Here is a 15,870-nt window from a genome sequence, read left to right on the forward strand (position 1 = left end):
CGATCAGGCGAGCGCCGGAACGGCGGCTTCGGTGTTGAGAATGGCGTCCGTCTCGCGGATCGGGATGCCGCGATAGAACTTCACTTCCTGGCCCTCGACGAACTGCGTGGTCAGGTGGACCGTGTTCTGCCGGTCGGAGGTCAGCGCCCGGTCGGTGGACTGGACGTCGAGCACTTCGAGCACATCCTTGTTCATGTAGATGGCGATGCGGCTGGCCTTGGCGTTCAGCCGGCGCGACTGCAGGCGGTAGTAGCCCTTGCGCATCAGCGCCCAGAGATCGACGGTGCCTGATATCATGTCGGAGACGTCTATATTGGCGACGCGGGCATTGTAGCGCCAGTCCTTCACGGCAGCGCCGATATGCCAGGTGTAGAGCGTCTCCTTGGCATAGTAGGGGTCGCCATTGGCATCGAGCACGCGCTGCTCGCCCTTGTCGTCGATCTTCACACCGGCCTTGGTGCCCTTGGGGTAGAGAAGGTGGGTGGCGTGGTCGCCCCAGGTGACGAACCAGATGGAGGTATTGTCCGCACCCGTGCCGCCGCCATGGACGACCTGGTTGGCGATGTTCGGTTGCGCGACATTCGGCAGGTTGGGGTTATAGGCGGAGTAGCGGGCAGACAGGCCCTTGAACTTCTCCGGGGTCGTTGCCGTATCATGGTAGAAGAGGCCGGAGGCCATTTCCTGGCTCAGGGACTCGATGAAGGGCATCGTGTCGACGAGGCGGGCCTTGGCCTTGTCGGGCGCCAGATCGAGCAGGCGCATGTCGATTTCGGAGCGGGCATGCACGAAGCCGGTCGTGTCATCCACCTGCTGCATCGTCGCCTTGGACTGCTTGATGCCCTGGTAGAGCCGGCCCCAGGAGACCGAGGGCAGGCCGGTGCGCACCATATGGCGGTGCACGGCATCCATGTTGCATTCGACGGCCATCGCGTCGTCGAGGATCGGGTTCTGCTGGGAGAGAAGCTCGATGACGGCGCCTTCGGCAGAGCCTTTGAATGCGTCAACGAGGTTGGGGTAGTAGCTGCCAATGGTGGCCATGTCTTATCAGCCCTTCGGTGCGTCTTTGGGAAACATCAGGTGCGCGGTTTCGGCTTTCCTGCCGTTTCCGCCCGCGCCGCCATTCGGTGGGTTGTCCTCCTGGATCATCGATCCGACCTTTGCGAAAATTCTGATCATTTCGGGGTGGTTGCCGCCACCGCTGGTATTCAGGTACTCGCGCAGCGCCGGGGTGCCGAGGCGGGAGAGCGCGCGCTGGGCCGAGCCGACGGTGCCGCCCCATTTTGCGCCGCCGATCTCACGGTCCCTGCGCGCCTCCTCGGCCCAGCCCTGAACACGGCCGGCCCAGGCTTCGGAGGCTGCCTTGCCGCGCCGGCCCTGGATCTCGATGAAGCGGTCGGCCAGCTGCTGCGCCTGGCGGTTTGTGAGGCCGAGATTGTGGAAGTCAGGGCCGAGCGCGTCGATCAGCTCCTGATCCACCTCGATGCCTTCGGGCATGGTGAGAGAGTAGCGGCCATCGTCGGGCACGCGGTCGGCAGGGTCGTCGGTGCTATCATCGGGCTTGCCGGCGTCGCGGTCTTCGGTTTCGGCGTGGTCATCACCACCGGTGTCACCATCCGGTGATGGTATATCATCGGGAAAGAGAATGGTTTCCGGTGCAGCACTTTCACTGCTGCCGCTGCCACCGCCGCCGCTATTTGGGCCTTCGGCGCTCATCGCGATTTCCGGCCTGCCGATCTTAAGCATCGCTGTCATGGTCTTCGCCTTCCTCACTTGCGGCGCGGCTTGCCGCCGCTGCCTTGTCATTTGCCTTGAGATCCGCGATCGCCAGCAGCAGGCGCGGGTAGAGTGTCGGGTCGATGCGGTCGAGCTCGGCGATCAGCCTCCGGCCGGCGCCCTGCTTGCCCAGCGTGTAATGCGTGGCGTTGACGAGTTCCCCCGCGTAAGCCTCCTGGTAGATCGCGCACTGTTCCAGCATCCAGAACAGCACGCGCTTGCCGGATGCGGTGGCGAAGACCTCGCGGAAGGCCGCGGTGATCTCATCCCGCTCGACGTTGTGGGGCAGAGACGGTTGATCCTTAAAATGATCCATCAGGCGAGACCCAGCTGGCGCAGAAGCGCTGATCCATTCGGGTTGTCATTGGCATCGGCCAGTACCTGTGCGGCCTTGGCGCCCTGATTGAGGGCAGGCGCCACCTGCGAGGCCATCTGCGCGGTCTGAGCCGCCTGCATCTGCTGGGCCCGCTGCGCGCGGATATCCTCCACCTTGTCATCGGCCAGGATCATCGAGGGCGGGGCGCCGATCGCATCGAAATAGAGGTCGATCGCCTCGTCGACATCGAGCTTGTCGAGCGCTTCCGGCTTGACCGCCGAGACCTGACCCATGAAGGCGACGCCGCGCTCGATCGCACCTGTCGCAACCGCCTGCTGCGCCTGGGCGAGCGTCGAAATATATTCCACCTTCAGCTCAGTGCCCTGCAGCTCCGGCGGGGGCGGGGGCAGCTCGTCGCGGGCGGCGAGAATATCGAAGGTGCGGTCGATGGTCGGCCCCAGCTGGTCGCCGAAGACGTTTTCCAGCACGGGGCCGAGCTGCAGGAGCTGCTCTTCCTTGCGCTGGGTCAGCTCGAACTGGTTGCGCGGCTGCACACCTTCCATATTGGTGATGGCGAAGAAGAGATCGGCAAAGAAGGTCTTCTCGATGCGGTTCTGCACTTCCTGAATATCTTCGCGCAGCTCCATCAGGCTGAGGTTCACCTCCATGGCCGGGCGGAAACCCTTGCCGGTCGGGTCATCGACGTAATTGACCGCGCGCGGTAGCAGCGAAGCGGGGCTGTTCTGCATCGAGGTCGGCGCGTTCATCGGCGGGCGCACCTTCTTGTCGATGCCCTCGAGCTTTCGCGTCTGCTCCAGCTGCAGCATCCTGATGTCGCCGAGCGCCTTCTGGCCGGGCGACAACGCGTAGTGATCGTCCTCGGAAAGCTCCCAGGCGGGCGCGATGATCGGGTTGGAATCGAAGCCGCTTTCTTCCAGCAATTCGCTGCCGATCTCGTCGATCCAGTAATTGGAGAGGAAGGGCTTGTTGCGCTTGTCGATCAGTTTGGGGTCGCGGTCATAGCGTGGTTCGATGGCGTGGTAGACATCGAAGCACTCGCCATATTTCGACGTGTCATAGAGGCTCTGCAGCCGCTCCGGCACGTTGTCGTAACCGAAGCGCTCGATGATGCGCTGCACGGACCAGCGGAAGGTGCGGTAGAGCGTGGTCGCCTTGCCCTTGTGATCCCTCGCGATCCAGAAGCGGCCATGCACCAACTGCTGCACGCGGATGACCGTCTCCTCGTCTTCCACGAGGATAGCCACCGACTGGCCGAACTGGCCGAGATCGCCATAGCCGATATGGAAGGCGCGGTAGAGATTGGAGGCGGAAAAGACCTCGCGCATCTTGTCCTGCACGGCGGCGAGATAGACTTTTACGGAATCCCGCTTCTTCAGATCGGGATCGAAGGTCGTCAGCCGGAACCAGGGCCGCGCCGGCGAAGTGAGGCCCGAATGCATGCCCGATTTCAGCGTCTCATAGGCATGGGTGCCGGTGCTGTCGATGATCTTGTCGCGCGAACGCGGGCCTTCCCGGCCGGAATGGAGCCTGAGCCGCGTCGGCTCGATATGTTCCGATAGAGCCCGCCACTCGGCCTCCCAGGGCTGGCGAACCTCCTTCAGCTCATTCAGCCGCCGGCGGTGATAGGCGATCTGCGTCTCGTTATCGCGACGATGATTTTCCATTGATGTTATCCGCCCTTATTGCCCGAGCAGCGTCTTCTTGAGCGCATTGCCGGACAGCACCGGCGACTGCGTATCGGCAAGCGGCGGCGCGCCCGAGGGCGAGGTGAGGATGGTCGACGGCGCACCCTTCACCTTTTCGGAGGCGCGGCGTGCGGCAGCGGACTGGGCCGCGGCATAATCGGGCGTCTTCTGCTGGGCGTATTCGGGTGGCGCCTGCGGCGGCTCGGCTTTCGGCGGCGAGGAGAACATGCACATGGGGTCATCCGATCGTGAGGGGTGAGCGGTTGGACCGGGTGGAGGAGGGGTGGTGGCCTCCAGCCGGTTCGGCATTGTGGAGGCAGCGTTACGGGTGAAAGGTTGTGGGGGTGTCACACGGCACAAGGCCGGGACTGTCATGGATTCCGCGCGTGAGGCCATGATTGTGAAACGGCACCAAAGTCGAGCCTGGCGGCTCTGCGGTATGCCATTGAAAATAGAAAGATGATGGTGATGTCCGAAGAGGTCTGATCGGCAGTTCCCCCCGCGATGACCACGGTTTCTTGCTACGATCTTGATAGTTCCGCCGCAGATGGTTGGCCGCAACCATACTCGTTGGGCCTAAAATATGATCCAGAATGAATTGATCACTGCAGCGGCAAAAGGCGAGATTTCCGCCACTCCTCGTCGGTACTCAGCGCCCGAAATCGCTGATGAACCACGGCAGTTCCGATTTCTCGTGCTCTGGAGAATACTGACTTTCGTTCTGCGGGCGCGTTGGAAGCGCGGCGTTCTGTTCTGGTTTCGCTTTGCCGCCCATCCGCACCTGACTATCAGCTGGTGGCGCTTCCTCGCAGGTTTTGCCGCAGCACGAGGGTTTCCGGCCCCGCATGACGCGTTGCTGCAGAAGCCACTGTCGAAATTCCTGGTTTACGGAATGCGCAATTCCGGGCGGCTTGCACGTCTCGTCGACCATTTCCTTGTTGCAGAAAGGATCCTGGCCAAGGAAACCATGATGAGGCTGTGGCAGGGGGAACGGCTGGACATGGGCGTCGTGAACGGCCGCAATGAGACCTATACATGCCGTATCGCACTGKCCGATCTTTGTGGCGGACGTCACGAGGGTGCCTTCGCCGTCGAGCTTGTCCGTACACGCGACAAGGCTCTCCTATGCACAGGCAGGTTCACATTCCTTCGCCAGGGCTCTGAGGGCGGCTACACCTTTGTCGTCGGCAGCATGCAGGGTCCTCGCAATGGAAAGCGGCTGATCGTCGAGGCGACCCGCGATCTCCTGGGAGTTCGCCCGAAGGAGGCGATCCTGATTCTGCTGCAGGGGCTGAGCGTCGAAGGCGGCATGCCGCATTTCCTGGCCGTGTCGCGGGCCAGGCAGCCGATCCAGTATCGCCGCCGCAAACGGCGGTCCATGATGCTGTCGGCGATCGATGCGTTCTGGGCCGAGCGCTCTGCCGATCCTGAAGAGACCTATGGGTTCAGGGTGCCTAATTCCGCAACCGGCGGAACGGACAGGCGCAGCCGGAGCAAATCGCGTTTCCACACGATCGGCGAACTGTTCCATTGAGCATGCCCCGCCTGGGGCGCGGTGGGTGCAATGGCAAGTTTGCCGGCCATGATCTCAGGCCGGGGGAGATCTTGCAGGAAGGCTATCAGCGACCATTCTAAATGGCGGTCGGATCTTTGCGCGTTATGCCGGACGCAGGTGGATTGCGACCATCGCGCCACCGCCTTCCCGGTTGGCGAATTCAAGATGTCCGCCATGGGCAACCGCGATGGCCTGCACCACCGAGAGTCCCAGTCCTGTGCCGCCCGTTGCACGAGATCGGGAGGGATCACCTCGCCAGAAGGGGTTCGTGGCCACGGCATCCAGCCCTTGCGGAAATCCGGGACCTCGATCCAGAAAGCGGATGACGACGCTCTCATCCGGCAATTGCTCTGTTTCGCACCGCAGCAAATTGCCATCCGCCGCGTAGCGGCTGGCATTTTCCAGAAGCGCCAGCACGGCCTGGCGAATACGCGGCGAGTCCACCGATATAAAGGCGGGCTGCAGACCGGTTTCGAGCGTCAGCGTGCTGGTCTCCAGCATGGGTTTGGCCGATGCCAGCACTGCTTCTACCACCTGCGACACGTCGGTCCGTTCACGCTCCATCACGAGTTTCTGGCCGATCGCCAGCGACAGGGTGCGCAGATCTTCAACAATTCTCCCGAGACCTTCCACCTGAACCAGGAGATCGGAGATCATCTTCCGGTCCATTGGAAAGACGCCGTCGAGCATGCCCTGCAATGAACCCCGCAGGATCGTCAGTGGCGTACGCAATTCGTGCGCGACCGCCATGTTGTTGAAGCGCAGCCTTTTTTCCATGCTGTCGAGGCTGGCTGAGAGCGCATTGAAAGTATCCAGAAGACTGGAGACCTCTCGGGTGGTGTGGCGCGAGGCAGCGACGCTCACTGAGAAGTCGCCGGATTTCAGGCCTTCGGCAGCAGATGTGAGTTCTGCGAGAGGCCTTGCGATCTGTCGCGCCAGAAATATCCCGATAATGGCGCAGACAAGGGCCGAAAGCAGGCCGCAGGTCAGAATCAGGATCTGGAGCTGGAAATCTGTCTGTTCTTCCTGCAGCCCATTGAGGTTAGCGAGGAGGAGCTTGAGCGAATCCTGGTCGGGGACGACGCCATTGTCCAGATCGCGATAAGCAGCCGCGGCTCTCGGCGGCAGGTTTTCAATGATGCTTTCCTCGAGATAGGTGGAATACCAGATGGCCCCGAGATAGGTCATGCCGACGCTGAGAAGCAGCATCACTCCGATGATGACAGCGGTGACCGTCGCAAGCGGCAGCGAGGGGAGCCTGAATATCTTCATCTCGGATCCGAAAAACGATAGCCAATTCCCCTTACGGCAGGAAAGAAGCCGTTCTGCCCCATATCTTCCAGTTTGCGCCGAAGGTTGGAAATATGCGTGTCGACAGTGCGCACCAGAGCGTCGCTTTCCGGCAGGCAGGCGTCGAGAATATCGGCGCGCGCGAAAGCCTGGGTCGGATGGCGTATCATATAGGCGAGAATTCGAAATTCACTGAGCGTCAGGGATAGATGCGTGCGGCACTCGTCCCTGGTGACAAACGCCGTGTAGCTGGTGAAATCGACCTCTATAGTCCCAAACCGCTTGATGACGTTGGCATGTTCTCCCCGCGTCCGGCGCAAGACGGCTTTGACCCGGGCAACAACCTCCTGCGGATTGAACGGTTTCACCACATAATCGTCGGCGCCAAGGCGCAGGCCGCTCAACCGGTCGATGTCATCGGCAATAGCCGTCACCATGATCACCGGCGTTGATCCTGTCTGGCGCAGGCGCGCGAGCACGTCGAAACCGTCGAGTTTCGGAAGGCGCACGTCAAGCAGCACAAGATCGGGTTTCAGATGGGCATGATGTTGAAGCGCTATTTCGCCGTCGCCGGCGCGAACGGTACGGAACCCGTCACGCAACAAATAGGCTTCCAATATCTGCGCGATTGCCGGTTCATCCTCAACGATCAGAACGAGACTGTTATCCACCCCAATGCCCTGCAGTTGTTCAATTGCCTTTGCCGGCTTTGCCGCCGGACGCCCACTATCGCGGACAAGCGAGATTTCTGCAATTTGCAAGCGCGCTTTCAGCAGCCAGGCAACCTCTTCTCAACAGCGCCTTGATCCCTTCCTCGCCATTTCTTGACAATTCGAAACCAGCTTGCCGCCCGACTAGAGCGCCGTGCGTCCGTTCGGACGCACAAAGGACGCTCTAACCCTTTGATTTGACGCATCAGGCGTTCCGAAAATCGATTCCGATTTTCGGGCCGATGCTGTAGCCTTCGGAGATACCGGCTTGCGAAAATTTGTGTTCGATGACTGGAATTCTGCCTCCGGCGGCGTGGCCCTGCCGGCAACGCCATCCACGGCGGACCGGGCGATCGCCGCGATCGGTACGTCGATCGTGTGGATCAGTTTCGTCTTTGTTGCCTTTCCCAATCTCGATCTCATGGTCTCGCGCTGGTTTGTCAGCGGGGGGATCTTCATTCTGGCCGACGATCCGTTCTTGCGTGAAGTAAGGGATATCAGCCGCCTCGCACAGCCCTATCTTATCGGCTCGATGATCGTGCTGATCGCGCTGCAACGGCTCCTGCCGGGACGCATGCGGTTCTGCTCGCCGCACAAACCCTTGTTCGTCCTCCTGAGCTTTGCCGCAGGCCCGCTCCTCACGGTCCAGACGCTCAAGGTTCTCATCGGGCGTGTACGGCCTCGCGAGCTTGTCGAGTTCGGTGGGACCATGGATTTTACGCCGGTGTGGCAGGTTTCCGCCGCGTGCAGCCGCAACTGCTCCTTCCCTTCCGGCGAGGCTTCCGCAGCTGCGGCATCACTGTCGCTGCTGGTTCTGGTGCCCGCCAGGCTCAGGTGGGCGGCCGCGATAGTGCTGGTGCCTTGCCTGCTGTTTGTGGCGTTCAATCGCGTGATTTTTGGCGCTCATTTCCTTTCTGACGTCGTGCTGGGCTGGCTGCTGACGATGTTCGCCATGGCCTGGGTCTGGCGCTGGATGGATGCATATGCAGTTTCAAAGCTTTGGCGGTGAGGGAATTGATCTCTGCCGCAAGCAAATATCCCGCTATTTCAGCACCAGCTAACTCATGCTATCAATCCGTGCATCCCGCGATCATCCTGGGGGAGACGCGCCATGAACAAACAGCAAATCGCAGCCCTCTTCGCCCATCTCGAACAGGGCGACGGCGCCGCCTTCTTCGCTAAGGTGGCCGAAGACGTCGACTGGACGGTCATGGGCACGCACCCGCTCGCCGGCCACTACCATTCCAAACAGGAATTCCTCGCCGGCACCTTCGCCAAGCTGCACAAGGTGCTGCCCGACGGCACGCAGCTTTCCACGGAGAATATCCTCATCGACGGCGACTGGGCGATCGTCGAACTGCGCTCCATGGCGACCGCCCGCGACGGCATGCGCTTCGACAACCGCTATTGCTGGCTCTGCCGCTTCTCGGGCGAGACGATCGTGGAAGTGCGCGCCTATCTCGACAGCTGGTTGGTCGGCGAGCTTTTCCGGCGCAACCCGATCGGTGCGAGGGGTTCGGCTGTCGTTTGAGGGCGAGGGCGTTCCATCCGCCCCTATGGAGCCACCTCGATCCGCCCCTTCATATTGGGATGATAGCGGCAGACATAATCAAACACGCCATCGCCCTTGACCACAGTCGATCCCGACTTGCCCGCCGGGATCACCACGTCGAAACTCCCCCTGGATGTTGCGGTGTGATCCATCACATCCCTGTTCCGCCAGAGGATCGTATCGCCCGGCCGCGCCTTGACCACCGCGGGCCTGAACTCCAGCTTTTCGATCGTGACCTCGATCGTGGCGGCGCTTGCGGCCGTCCCGCAAAGGGAAAGGCCGGCCGCAAGGCAGAGTCTCGGCAGGATTGCCATGGCCGTCATGACACTCATGACCGTCATTTCAGCATCGAGGCAACATGCTCGGCATGCTGCTCATGGCCTTCGAAGAGTTTTAGGCCAGTTTCGAGCAGGGTCTTCAGGTCCGGGTTCTGGGCTGCCGGGATCAGTCCTGTCTTCAGCGCCTCGTTGACCTGCTTGTGGTAAGCCACTTCATTATCGACATAGGCCTTGTCGAAGGCGGCACCCTTGAGCTTGGAGAGTTTCTGGCGCTCCTTTTCGGCCGCCGATGTCAGCGATTTGCTGGTATCATTGTCCTCGGGCGTCACCTTGAGCTTCTTGACGAGATCGAGCGCCTGCTTGTTGACGGCCTCGTGGTCGCGGATCATATCGTTGGCGAAGGCGACGACTTCCTTGTTTTTGGATTTCTCGACCGCCTGCTTGGCCGCCGCGATGTCGATGACGCCGGCCGTATAGGCGATATGGGCGATCTGCGGATCGGTGGGTGCTGCGCCGGCGGCAAAAGCCGCGGGGGCGGAGAGCGCGAAAGCCGAGAGCGCGGCGATAAGGTGTTTCTGCATCTGGTCCTCCATCCGGCTGATACCGCCGGTCAATGTTTCCTACGCAGAATTGGATGCCGGCATCGGGCAGACGTTCCCGAAAAGATTTTTCCGGATGTCGGGAACCTTTATCCTGCCCCGGCATCCAATGCGAAAAGGGGATGAGCCATGGCGCAGCAGGTGGAAAGAGCGGCAGCAGAGAGAAGCGACCCGGAGCTTGTGGCGATGGCGCTGGCGCGCGATCCCGAGGGTTTCTGCGCCATCATGCGGCGCTATAACCGCCGGCTGTTCCGCATTGCCCGCGGCATCCTGCGCGATGATGCGATGGCGGAGGATGCCCTGCAGGATGCCTATCTCAAGGCCTTCCGCCACCTTGGTGATTTCCAGGGCGCCAGCGCCTTTTCCACCTGGCTCACGCGTATCGTCATGAACGAGGCGCTCGGCAGGCTTCGCAAAGCGAGCCGCACGCCCGAAGTACCCGTTGATACCGCGCAGATGCAAAGCCGCATCCTCGATTTTCCCACCGGTTCGCCCATCGACAATCCCGAGACCACCATGGCGCAGCGACAGATCCTGAAACTCGTGGAAGAGGCGACCGACAGCCTGCCGGAAGAATTCCGCCTCGTCTTCATCGCCCGAGTGATCGAGGAGATGAGCGTCGAGGAAACCGCCGAACTCCTGTCCCTCAAGCCCGAAACCGTGCGCAGCCGCCTGCACCGCGCCCGCGCGCTCTTACGCCGTCAGCTCGACGAGATGATCGGGCCGATTGCGCTCGATGCGTTCCCCTTTGCCGGCTGGAAATGCGACCGGCTGACGGAGCGGGTAATGGGCAATCTGATGGGAAAGTAACGGCGCTATTTGGGCTCCGGCTGCTGGATGACCGCTGGCGGCTTATCGCTCTTGCTGCCGCCGAACATCTGCACGCCCAATATGCCGACGACGGATGTGATCATCAGCGCCAGGATCAACATCATCAATAGTCTCATGGGCCGATCCGTTACCATTGCTGTCGGGAAGTAACTTCCTTTTCCGGATATCGTTCCGGATACGGGTTCACGCGGGTAGGGCGTGCTGCGGGATTTGCAGCCCGGAACAAGCGAGACGACATCCAGCCTCCGAACTTTCTGCGATCCGCCGCGTTCCCGGATCAAAGGAGGCATCAATGTCCCAACGGAAATTTAGAAAACTCACCCACCGCCTTCTCGGCCGGTTCGATGAGGTTCAGACTCTGCTCGACAAGATCGAAGGCAGCGCCATGAAGCTGCAGACGGCCTGTGACGAGGATGCCGAAGGCGAGGTCGTCACGCATCCTGTCGTGCATMTGCCGCAATGGCCAAGGCATGGAGCGGCCCCAGCCGCCCTGTAGCGCGCCTCAAACGCGGGCAGACTTGCCGGCAAACAGGTCCGCATGCGCGGCAAAGAGCGCGCTCAGCCTGTCGATCACCATGCGCACTTCCGGCCGCTGGCGCTCATCCTCATGCACGGTGATCCAGATGTCATAGGTCAGGCTGTCGATGACAGGTCCGGCGCGGACCAGACCGGGTTCGGCGTCGCCCATGAAGCAGGGCAGCAGGCCGCGGCCGGCGCCGCCGCGGATGAGGTGGAGCAGCATCAGCGGTGTGTTCGTCCAGCTGGTGATCCAGTGGTCGGGCTGCTCGAAGGTCCATTTGTCGGCGGGTGTCACCGCAATCTCCGTTCCGAGCGAGATCCAGTTATGATTGGCGGCGCTGAAGGTGCTGGCCTGATAGGCTGCGTGGGCAACGGAGACGGAGCGGCGCGTGGCGAAATTGCCGCGCTCCGGCCGTCTGTGCATGATGGCGAGATGCGCCTCGCGATAGGTCAGGTCGAGGCCGGTATCGAGCGCCTTGTAGCACATGCGGAACCTGTCTTCCGGCTGCCAGACGGCGGGCAGGTGGCCGGCGATGAACCACAACATCCAGGCATCCGCACCGGTCGAGACGATCGGCAGGGTCAGCACGTCGCCGCGCCAGTCGGCGATCGCCTCGGCTGCCTCCTTCATGACCAGGACGCGCTCGAGCAGTGTCTCCCCATCCGTAGCCAGCAGATAGCCGGTCGGGCCGCGCCGGAAGAGCGTGCGCCCGGTTGCCCGCTCCAGCGCCAGCATCCGCCGCCCGATGGTTGGCGCGCTGAGGCCGGTGCGGGCCGCAGCACCCGTCAGGCCGCCCGATGTCGCGACATGGAAGAAGAGCTGCAGGTCATCCCAGCTTGCCTCTTTCATCGGTGAAAACCCCCTTTTATCCGCGCGTCTACCTTTGCCGGGGCCGGCGCCTTAGCTCAGTTGGATCAGTCATAAATGGAGGCAGGATCATGCTTCTCAACTGGATCATGCTCGCAAACGAGCTTCACAGGAAAAGCCGCCAGCAGAGACAAGACCCGCTCGCCGATCCGCTCGACGCGCCCGAATGGGATGGCCTGCGATGGGCCTTGCCGCTTTTAAGCCGGATGGCGCGAAGACAATACAAGGACGGTCAGGCGCCTGCGCCGAAGAACCGGGTGAAATGCGCAATGACGGCGTCGGGCGCTTCCTCGGGAATGAAGTGACCGCAGGGCAGGGCTTCGCCCTCGACCCGCTCCGCCCAGCCTCGCCAGGGCTCGAGACCATCCTTGCCTTTCAGCGTGCCGCGTTCACCCCAGAGCATCAAGAGCGGCATGTCGAGTTTGCGGCCGCGATCCTGCTCGTCAAGTTCGCGGTCGATCGTCCAGCCGGCACGATAATCTTCGGCCCAGGCATGAACGCTTCCGGGGTCGCTGGCGCAGGCGACATAATCGGCCATGTTCTCCTTCGGAAAGGCAAAACCCTGAGCCGACTGATGCGAGAGGATGTAGCGGATGAACCACTCCGGATCGGCGCCAACAAGCTTCTCCGCCAGCCCGTCCGGTTGGGCCAGCATTGACCAGTGCCAGGCGGAGACGGCCTCCCTGGCGCCCATCCGCGCCCACATATCGGCCGTCGGGATCACGTCTAGGCTTGCCAAGCGGGTAACCGCCTCGGGGTGGTCAAAGGCGAGGCGATAGGCGACGCGCGCGCCGCGATCGTGTGCGCCGACGGCAAAGCGCTCGAAGCCGAGTGCGCGCATGGTTGCGATCTGGTCACGGGCCATGGCGCGCTTGGAATGGGTCTGATGATCGGCGCGGCCCTCGGGCTTGTCGCTCCGGCCATAGCCGCGCAGATCGGGCACGACGACCGTGAAGTGTCTGGCCAGATCAGGTGCGACGCGCGACCAGCACATGCGGGTCTGCGGCCAGCCGTGCAGGAGGAGGAGTGGTGGGCCATCGCCGGCAACGAGCGCGTCGATCTCGACGCCGTCGCCCGGGAGGCGGTGGCGCTGGAAGCCTTCGATGATGCCGGTGGACATGGTGTTCCTTCCTCGGTTGCGGGGAGAACTCTTGCGGGTGGGGTTTGATTCAAGCGCTAGCTAGGCTGCAAGCGGATGACGTCAAGTTACAAGGGCGCGCCCCGGCACGCCGTTTCAGATATGCTCAGCCACCCGCCTGCCGCCTTCTCCGCCAGCAGACCCCGATCTCCGTCATCAGCTGCACATCGGCCGGCGACGAGGCGGGCAACCATGCTCACGTGCCTTCGTCGGGAATGTTGAGAACTTCGCCGCAGGCCTTGCAGTGAACGGCATCGGCATCGTGGCGCTGCAGGCCGCAGCGGTGGCAGGGAAAGGTGACCTTGTGCGGCCGCACCACCGCCTGCGCCAGCCGGACGAAGAGCGAGATGCCGACGATCATGGTGACGACCGAGGTGAGCTTGCCGAGCGTGCCGGGCAGTGTGATGTCGCCGAAGCCCGTCGTGGTGACGGTTGCGACGGTGAAATAGAGCGCATCGACGAAACCTTCGCCTCCCTCCAGGTTATAGAAGAAGGATGTGTAGACGAAGCCTGTGACGAGGAAGAGGAAGACCACGAAATTGATGACCGCCCGGACAACATCGATCCGGTCGACACAGCCCATCCTGCGCAGCGCCACCCTCAGCAGCGGGCTGCGGCCGATCGCCCAGAGCCGCATAACCCGCAGGAAGGCGAAGTTGAAGAGCGCGAAGGGAAAGAGAAGCGTCGCCAGTACCACGAAATCGATCCAGGTCATCGGCCGCAGGATCCAGGTGCGCAGCGACGGAGCGGCAATGGCGCGCGCCGCCATCTCGGCGGCGATCCACAATGCAATCGCGTAATCGATGACGAGATAGGTGGGCGCGGCGCGGAAATAGGGGCCGAGCACGAAGAAGACGAGAATGGCGATATCGATGACGGTAAAGAGGAACTGCACGGCAAGCGCCTTCTGGCCTTCGCCCCGCTCTATCCGCTGAAGTGTGAGGCGCAGCCCCTTGCTGCGTGACGTTTCGCCGAAGATGCCCATGCCGGCGAGATAGCTCGCGGATCGCGTGTATCAATGGCTCGCCGGAGCCGATTTACCGCCTCGCGAAATTCTTCCGGATCGGTCAGTCCGCCCGCTGCTTGCCACGGGCCTTCTTCCTGATCTTGCGCAGCTCGTCCCTGTCGATGAAATGGTCGGTGACACCGGCTTCCTTGTCGGGGTGGGAGATTTCCACGTCCAGTTCTTCCGGCAGGTCAAGCGCCTGCCTGGTATTCATGATGCCGAGCGGCACGCGGCCGTCCACGGTCCTGGCGGCGACTTCGACGAGCGGTTTTGTCTTGTGGGCCATGAAGCGCTCCTTTCTCTTGAAGCCCAACGCGGGGCGGACTCGCCTGTTCCATCGAGGCTGAGAATTGCGGGCAGGCATCATGGCGCCCCGTTTCGGAACAAACAGCATTTGCCGGCGTTCGATCCTTGCGAACACACTCATATCATGGAGGATTTTCACATGGGTCGCGGTATTCTTCTCTGGCTTCTCGGCATCCCCCTGCCGATCGTCATTCTTCTCGTTCTGTTCATGCGATAGGGGGATTCCATGTCTCTTGCTGAAGGCAGATACCCTCTTGAAGGTGGGCAGACCGGTGTGATTCCGGTCGAATCCTCTGTAGCGGCCATCGCCTGGGGACCGATCATCGGCGGCGCCGTGGCGGCGACGGGCGTCACGCTCATCCTGCTGCTGCTCGGCTCCGGCGTCGGCCTCACCATGGTGTCGCCTTGGGCGGGGCAAAGCAGTTCGGCGGCCACCGTCGGCATCACCGCGGCGATCTGGCTGGTCGTCGTGCAGTGGCTTTCCTCAGGCCTCGGCGGTTATCTGACCGGGCGGCTCAGGACCAAATGGGCGGCGGTGCATACGGATGAAGTCTTCTTCCGCGATACGGCCCATGGTTTCCTCAGCTGGGCGCTCGCGACCGTCTTCGTCGCCGGCTTTCTGGCCTCGTCGCTGACCTCGCTTGCGGGGGCAGGGGCAAGTGCTGCCGGTCAGGCCGCCATGGCCGCCGGTGTCGCCGGAGGTGCCGCCGCCGTTTCGGCCTCGGACACGGATTCGGCCGGTGCACCCACCGCCTATTTCACCGATGCGCTGCTGCGTCCGCAGAATATCGCCGACCGCGCCAACGCGGATAACGGTGCGGCCGCTGCCGAAATCTCCCGCATCCTCCTGCAGGGGGCGGCGAACGGCTCGGTGCCTGACGGCGACAAGACCTATATTGCCGGCATCGTCTCGGCCCGCACGGGCCTTCCGGAAGCCGATGCTCGTGCAAGGGTCGATACGGTGCTGAAGCAGATCGACGATGCCAAGGTTGCAGCACAGGCTGCTGCCGACAAGGCCCGCAAGGCTGCGGCAACCTCGGCTTTGATCGGCTCGCTGTCGCTGCTGGTCGGTGCCTTCATCGCCGCTGCGGCCGCCGCTTTCGGCGGGCGTCAGCGGGACGAGGAGGAGGATCTGATCGCGACCAGCCGCGGACCGCTGGTGTGATGGATGGGCGGTGCTCTCGAAGGAGAGGGTGCCGCGCTCTCGTCAGGTGCGTTGCGGCACACCTTTCCTCCCTCACACAGGAATCCTGTGTGTTGGAACTGTGGTAGAAGGGTTGCGGGCGGAAGGCCGTCGGAATCCTGGTCGTGAGAGACCGTTTGCTGGCTCTTGGTCCTCCGCCCGCTTCAAAATCCCAACCTGAACAGTTGATTGAGGCCGTTGCCGCGGACCTCGTAGCACAGGATGAGGCTTGCCATGATA

20 protein-coding genes are annotated in these 15,870 nt (G+C 62.3%); 6 read left to right on the forward strand and 14 right to left on the reverse strand.

All coding sequences use genetic code 11. The features are described from left to right. Window positions 1-3: 3 nt before the first annotated feature. The 5 genes from AC1DTN_RS31145 to AC1DTN_RS31165 are packed head-to-tail and all read right to left on the reverse strand — an operon-like array spanning window position 4 to window position 4,029. On the reverse strand, window positions 4-1,038 hold the full coding sequence (locus AC1DTN_RS31145; protein WP_442205454.1) for a major capsid protein: 1,035 nt from the start codon (window positions 1,036-1,038) through the stop codon (window positions 4-6). Window positions 1,039-1,044: 6 nt separating this feature from the next. Next, complete coding sequence (locus AC1DTN_RS31150) at window positions 1,045-1,752, reverse strand: hypothetical protein (protein WP_477924053.1); 708 nt, start codon at window positions 1,750-1,752, stop codon at window positions 1,045-1,047. After that, window positions 1,736-2,089, reverse strand: a complete 354-nt coding sequence (locus tag AC1DTN_RS31155; protein WP_113324666.1) for a hypothetical protein — start codon at window positions 2,087-2,089, stop codon at window positions 1,736-1,738. Before AC1DTN_RS31155 ends, AC1DTN_RS31150 begins: the two co-directional genes overlap by 17 nt. After that, window positions 2,089-3,774: a portal protein gene (locus AC1DTN_RS31160; RefSeq protein WP_477924055.1), complete on the reverse strand. Its 1,686-nt coding sequence runs from the start codon at window positions 3,772-3,774 to the stop codon at window positions 2,089-2,091. The genes AC1DTN_RS31155 and AC1DTN_RS31160 overlap by 1 nt, the downstream gene beginning before the upstream one ends. A 15-nt stretch (window positions 3,775-3,789) precedes the next feature. After that, window positions 3,790-4,029, reverse strand: a complete 240-nt coding sequence (locus AC1DTN_RS31165) for a hypothetical protein (RefSeq protein WP_037107399.1) — start codon at window positions 4,027-4,029, stop codon at window positions 3,790-3,792. Between the two features lie 460 nt (window positions 4,030-4,489). Between AC1DTN_RS31165 and AC1DTN_RS31170 the strand changes: the two genes are divergently transcribed. Then, on the forward strand, window positions 4,490-5,329 hold the full coding sequence (locus tag AC1DTN_RS31170; RefSeq protein ID WP_477924056.1) for a DUF535 family protein: 840 nt from the start codon (window positions 4,490-4,492) through the stop codon (window positions 5,327-5,329). 123 nt (window positions 5,330-5,452) lie between these two features. Here the strand turns inward: AC1DTN_RS31170 and AC1DTN_RS31175 are convergent, their stop codons facing one another. Both AC1DTN_RS31175 and AC1DTN_RS31180 read right to left on the reverse strand, forming a co-directional pair. Continuing rightward, on the reverse strand, window positions 5,453-6,622 hold the full coding sequence (locus AC1DTN_RS31175; protein WP_477924057.1) for an ATP-binding protein: 1,170 nt from the start codon (window positions 6,620-6,622) through the stop codon (window positions 5,453-5,455). After that, a complete protein-coding gene (locus AC1DTN_RS31180) occupies window positions 6,619-7,311 on the reverse strand; it encodes a response regulator (RefSeq protein ID WP_439017244.1) in 693 nt (230 codons plus the stop codon). Before AC1DTN_RS31180 ends, AC1DTN_RS31175 begins: the two co-directional genes overlap by 4 nt. A gap of 319 nt (window positions 7,312-7,630) precedes the next feature. On the opposite strand from AC1DTN_RS31180, the gene AC1DTN_RS31185 reads away from it, so the two are divergent. Then, window positions 7,631-8,359, forward strand: coding sequence for a phosphatase PAP2 family protein (locus tag AC1DTN_RS31185; protein ID WP_477924058.1), 729 nt, complete (start codon window positions 7,631-7,633; stop codon window positions 8,357-8,359). A gap of 102 nt (window positions 8,360-8,461) precedes the next feature. Next, window positions 8,462-8,881: a nuclear transport factor 2 family protein gene (locus AC1DTN_RS31190; protein WP_477924060.1), complete on the forward strand. Its 420-nt coding sequence runs from the start codon at window positions 8,462-8,464 to the stop codon at window positions 8,879-8,881. A 23-nt stretch (window positions 8,882-8,904) separates the two neighbouring features. On the opposite strand, the gene AC1DTN_RS31195 is transcribed toward AC1DTN_RS31190, so the two are convergent. Continuing rightward, window positions 8,905-9,243 carry a cupredoxin domain-containing protein gene (locus AC1DTN_RS31195; RefSeq protein ID WP_477924061.1) on the reverse strand — a complete coding sequence of 113 codons (339 nt, stop codon included), beginning with the start codon at window positions 9,241-9,243 and terminating at the stop codon, window positions 8,905-8,907. After that, window positions 9,240-9,761 carry a DUF4142 domain-containing protein gene (locus AC1DTN_RS31200; RefSeq protein ID WP_477924063.1) on the reverse strand — a complete coding sequence of 174 codons (522 nt, stop codon included), beginning with the start codon at window positions 9,759-9,761 and terminating at the stop codon, window positions 9,240-9,242. Before AC1DTN_RS31200 ends, AC1DTN_RS31195 begins: the two co-directional genes overlap by 4 nt. A 147-nt stretch (window positions 9,762-9,908) precedes the next feature. On the opposite strand from AC1DTN_RS31200, the gene AC1DTN_RS31205 reads away from it, so the two are divergent. Beyond that, window positions 9,909-10,589 carry an RNA polymerase sigma factor gene (locus AC1DTN_RS31205; RefSeq protein WP_477924064.1) on the forward strand — a complete coding sequence of 227 codons (681 nt, stop codon included), beginning with the start codon at window positions 9,909-9,911 and terminating at the stop codon, window positions 10,587-10,589. Between the two features lie 5 nt (window positions 10,590-10,594). Here AC1DTN_RS31205 and AC1DTN_RS31210 read toward each other — a convergent pair whose 3' ends face one another. Next, the gene (locus AC1DTN_RS31210; RefSeq protein WP_477924066.1) at window positions 10,595-10,726 is read right to left on the reverse strand and encodes a hypothetical protein; all 132 of its coding nucleotides are present in this window, start codon (window positions 10,724-10,726) and stop codon (window positions 10,595-10,597) included. Window positions 10,727-10,902: 176 nt separating this feature from the next. Here AC1DTN_RS31210 and AC1DTN_RS31215 point away from each other — a divergent pair, with 176 nt between their 5' ends. Then, window positions 10,903-11,106 carry a hypothetical protein gene (locus AC1DTN_RS31215; RefSeq protein ID WP_477924067.1) on the forward strand — a complete coding sequence of 68 codons (204 nt, stop codon included), beginning with the start codon at window positions 10,903-10,905 and terminating at the stop codon, window positions 11,104-11,106. A gap of 6 nt (window positions 11,107-11,112) precedes the next feature. Here AC1DTN_RS31215 and AC1DTN_RS31220 read toward each other — a convergent pair whose 3' ends face one another. The 4 genes from AC1DTN_RS31220 to AC1DTN_RS31235 all read right to left on the reverse strand — a co-directional run bounded on the left by AC1DTN_RS31220 (window position 11,113) and on the right by AC1DTN_RS31235 (window position 14,427). Beyond that, window positions 11,113-11,979: a LysR family transcriptional regulator gene (locus tag AC1DTN_RS31220; RefSeq protein ID WP_477924068.1), complete on the reverse strand. Its 867-nt coding sequence runs from the start codon at window positions 11,977-11,979 to the stop codon at window positions 11,113-11,115. Window positions 11,980-12,229: 250 nt separating this feature from the next. Beyond that, the gene (locus AC1DTN_RS31225) at window positions 12,230-13,117 is read right to left on the reverse strand and encodes an alpha/beta fold hydrolase (protein ID WP_477924069.1); all 888 of its coding nucleotides are present in this window, start codon (window positions 13,115-13,117) and stop codon (window positions 12,230-12,232) included. 214 nt (window positions 13,118-13,331) lie between these two features. Continuing rightward, window positions 13,332-14,120, reverse strand: coding sequence for a potassium channel family protein (locus AC1DTN_RS31230; RefSeq protein WP_477924070.1), 789 nt, complete (start codon window positions 14,118-14,120; stop codon window positions 13,332-13,334). Between the two features lie 82 nt (window positions 14,121-14,202). Continuing rightward, the gene (locus tag AC1DTN_RS31235; protein WP_477924071.1) at window positions 14,203-14,427 is read right to left on the reverse strand and encodes a hypothetical protein; all 225 of its coding nucleotides are present in this window, start codon (window positions 14,425-14,427) and stop codon (window positions 14,203-14,205) included. A 246-nt stretch (window positions 14,428-14,673) separates the two neighbouring features. On the opposite strand from AC1DTN_RS31235, the gene AC1DTN_RS31240 reads away from it, so the two are divergent. Next, window positions 14,674-15,612, forward strand: coding sequence for a hypothetical protein (locus tag AC1DTN_RS31240; protein ID WP_477924072.1), 939 nt, complete (start codon window positions 14,674-14,676; stop codon window positions 15,610-15,612). Window positions 15,613-15,870 lie beyond the last annotated feature (258 nt).

This window comes from Rhizobium sp. 01T444 (genome assembly GCF_056398305.1).

What these genes read in the sequence shown, in the direction of transcription:
- AC1DTN_RS31145 (WP_442205454.1), bottom strand. Translation starts at nt 1,038, where the DNA reads ATGGCCACCATTGGCAGCTACTACCCCAACCTCGTTGACGCATTCAAA.
- AC1DTN_RS31150 (WP_477924053.1), bottom strand. Translation starts at nt 1,752, where the DNA reads ATGACAGCGATGCTTAAGATCGGCAGGCCGGAAATCGCGATGAGCGCC.
- AC1DTN_RS31155 (WP_113324666.1), bottom strand. Translation starts at nt 2,089, where the DNA reads ATGGATCATTTTAAGGATCAACCGTCTCTGCCCCACAACGTCGAGCGG.
- AC1DTN_RS31160 (WP_477924055.1), bottom strand. Translation starts at nt 3,774, where the DNA reads ATGGAAAATCATCGTCGCGATAACGAGACGCAGATCGCCTATCACCGC.
- AC1DTN_RS31165 (WP_037107399.1), bottom strand. Translation starts at nt 4,029, where the DNA reads ATGTGCATGTTCTCCTCGCCGCCGAAAGCCGAGCCGCCGCAGGCGCCA.
- AC1DTN_RS31175 (WP_477924057.1), bottom strand. Translation starts at nt 6,622, where the DNA reads ATGAAGATATTCAGGCTCCCCTCGCTGCCGCTTGCGACGGTCACCGCT.
- AC1DTN_RS31190 (WP_477924060.1), top strand. Translation starts at nt 8,462, where the DNA reads ATGAACAAACAGCAAATCGCAGCCCTCTTCGCCCATCTCGAACAGGGC.
- AC1DTN_RS31195 (WP_477924061.1), bottom strand. Translation starts at nt 9,243, where the DNA reads ATGACGGTCATGAGTGTCATGACGGCCATGGCAATCCTGCCGAGACTC.
- AC1DTN_RS31200 (WP_477924063.1), bottom strand. Translation starts at nt 9,761, where the DNA reads ATGCAGAAACACCTTATCGCCGCGCTCTCGGCTTTCGCGCTCTCCGCC.
- AC1DTN_RS31205 (WP_477924064.1), top strand. Translation starts at nt 9,909, where the DNA reads ATGGCGCAGCAGGTGGAAAGAGCGGCAGCAGAGAGAAGCGACCCGGAG.
- AC1DTN_RS31210 (WP_477924066.1), bottom strand. Translation starts at nt 10,726, where the DNA reads ATGAGACTATTGATGATGTTGATCCTGGCGCTGATGATCACATCCGTC.
- AC1DTN_RS31220 (WP_477924068.1), bottom strand. Translation starts at nt 11,979, where the DNA reads ATGAAAGAGGCAAGCTGGGATGACCTGCAGCTCTTCTTCCATGTCGCG.
- AC1DTN_RS31225 (WP_477924069.1), bottom strand. Translation starts at nt 13,117, where the DNA reads ATGTCCACCGGCATCATCGAAGGCTTCCAGCGCCACCGCCTCCCGGGC.
- AC1DTN_RS31230 (WP_477924070.1), bottom strand. Translation starts at nt 14,120, where the DNA reads ATGGGCATCTTCGGCGAAACGTCACGCAGCAAGGGGCTGCGCCTCACA.
- AC1DTN_RS31235 (WP_477924071.1), bottom strand. Translation starts at nt 14,427, where the DNA reads ATGGCCCACAAGACAAAACCGCTCGTCGAAGTCGCCGCCAGGACCGTG.
- AC1DTN_RS31240 (WP_477924072.1), top strand. Translation starts at nt 14,674, where the DNA reads ATGTCTCTTGCTGAAGGCAGATACCCTCTTGAAGGTGGGCAGACCGGT.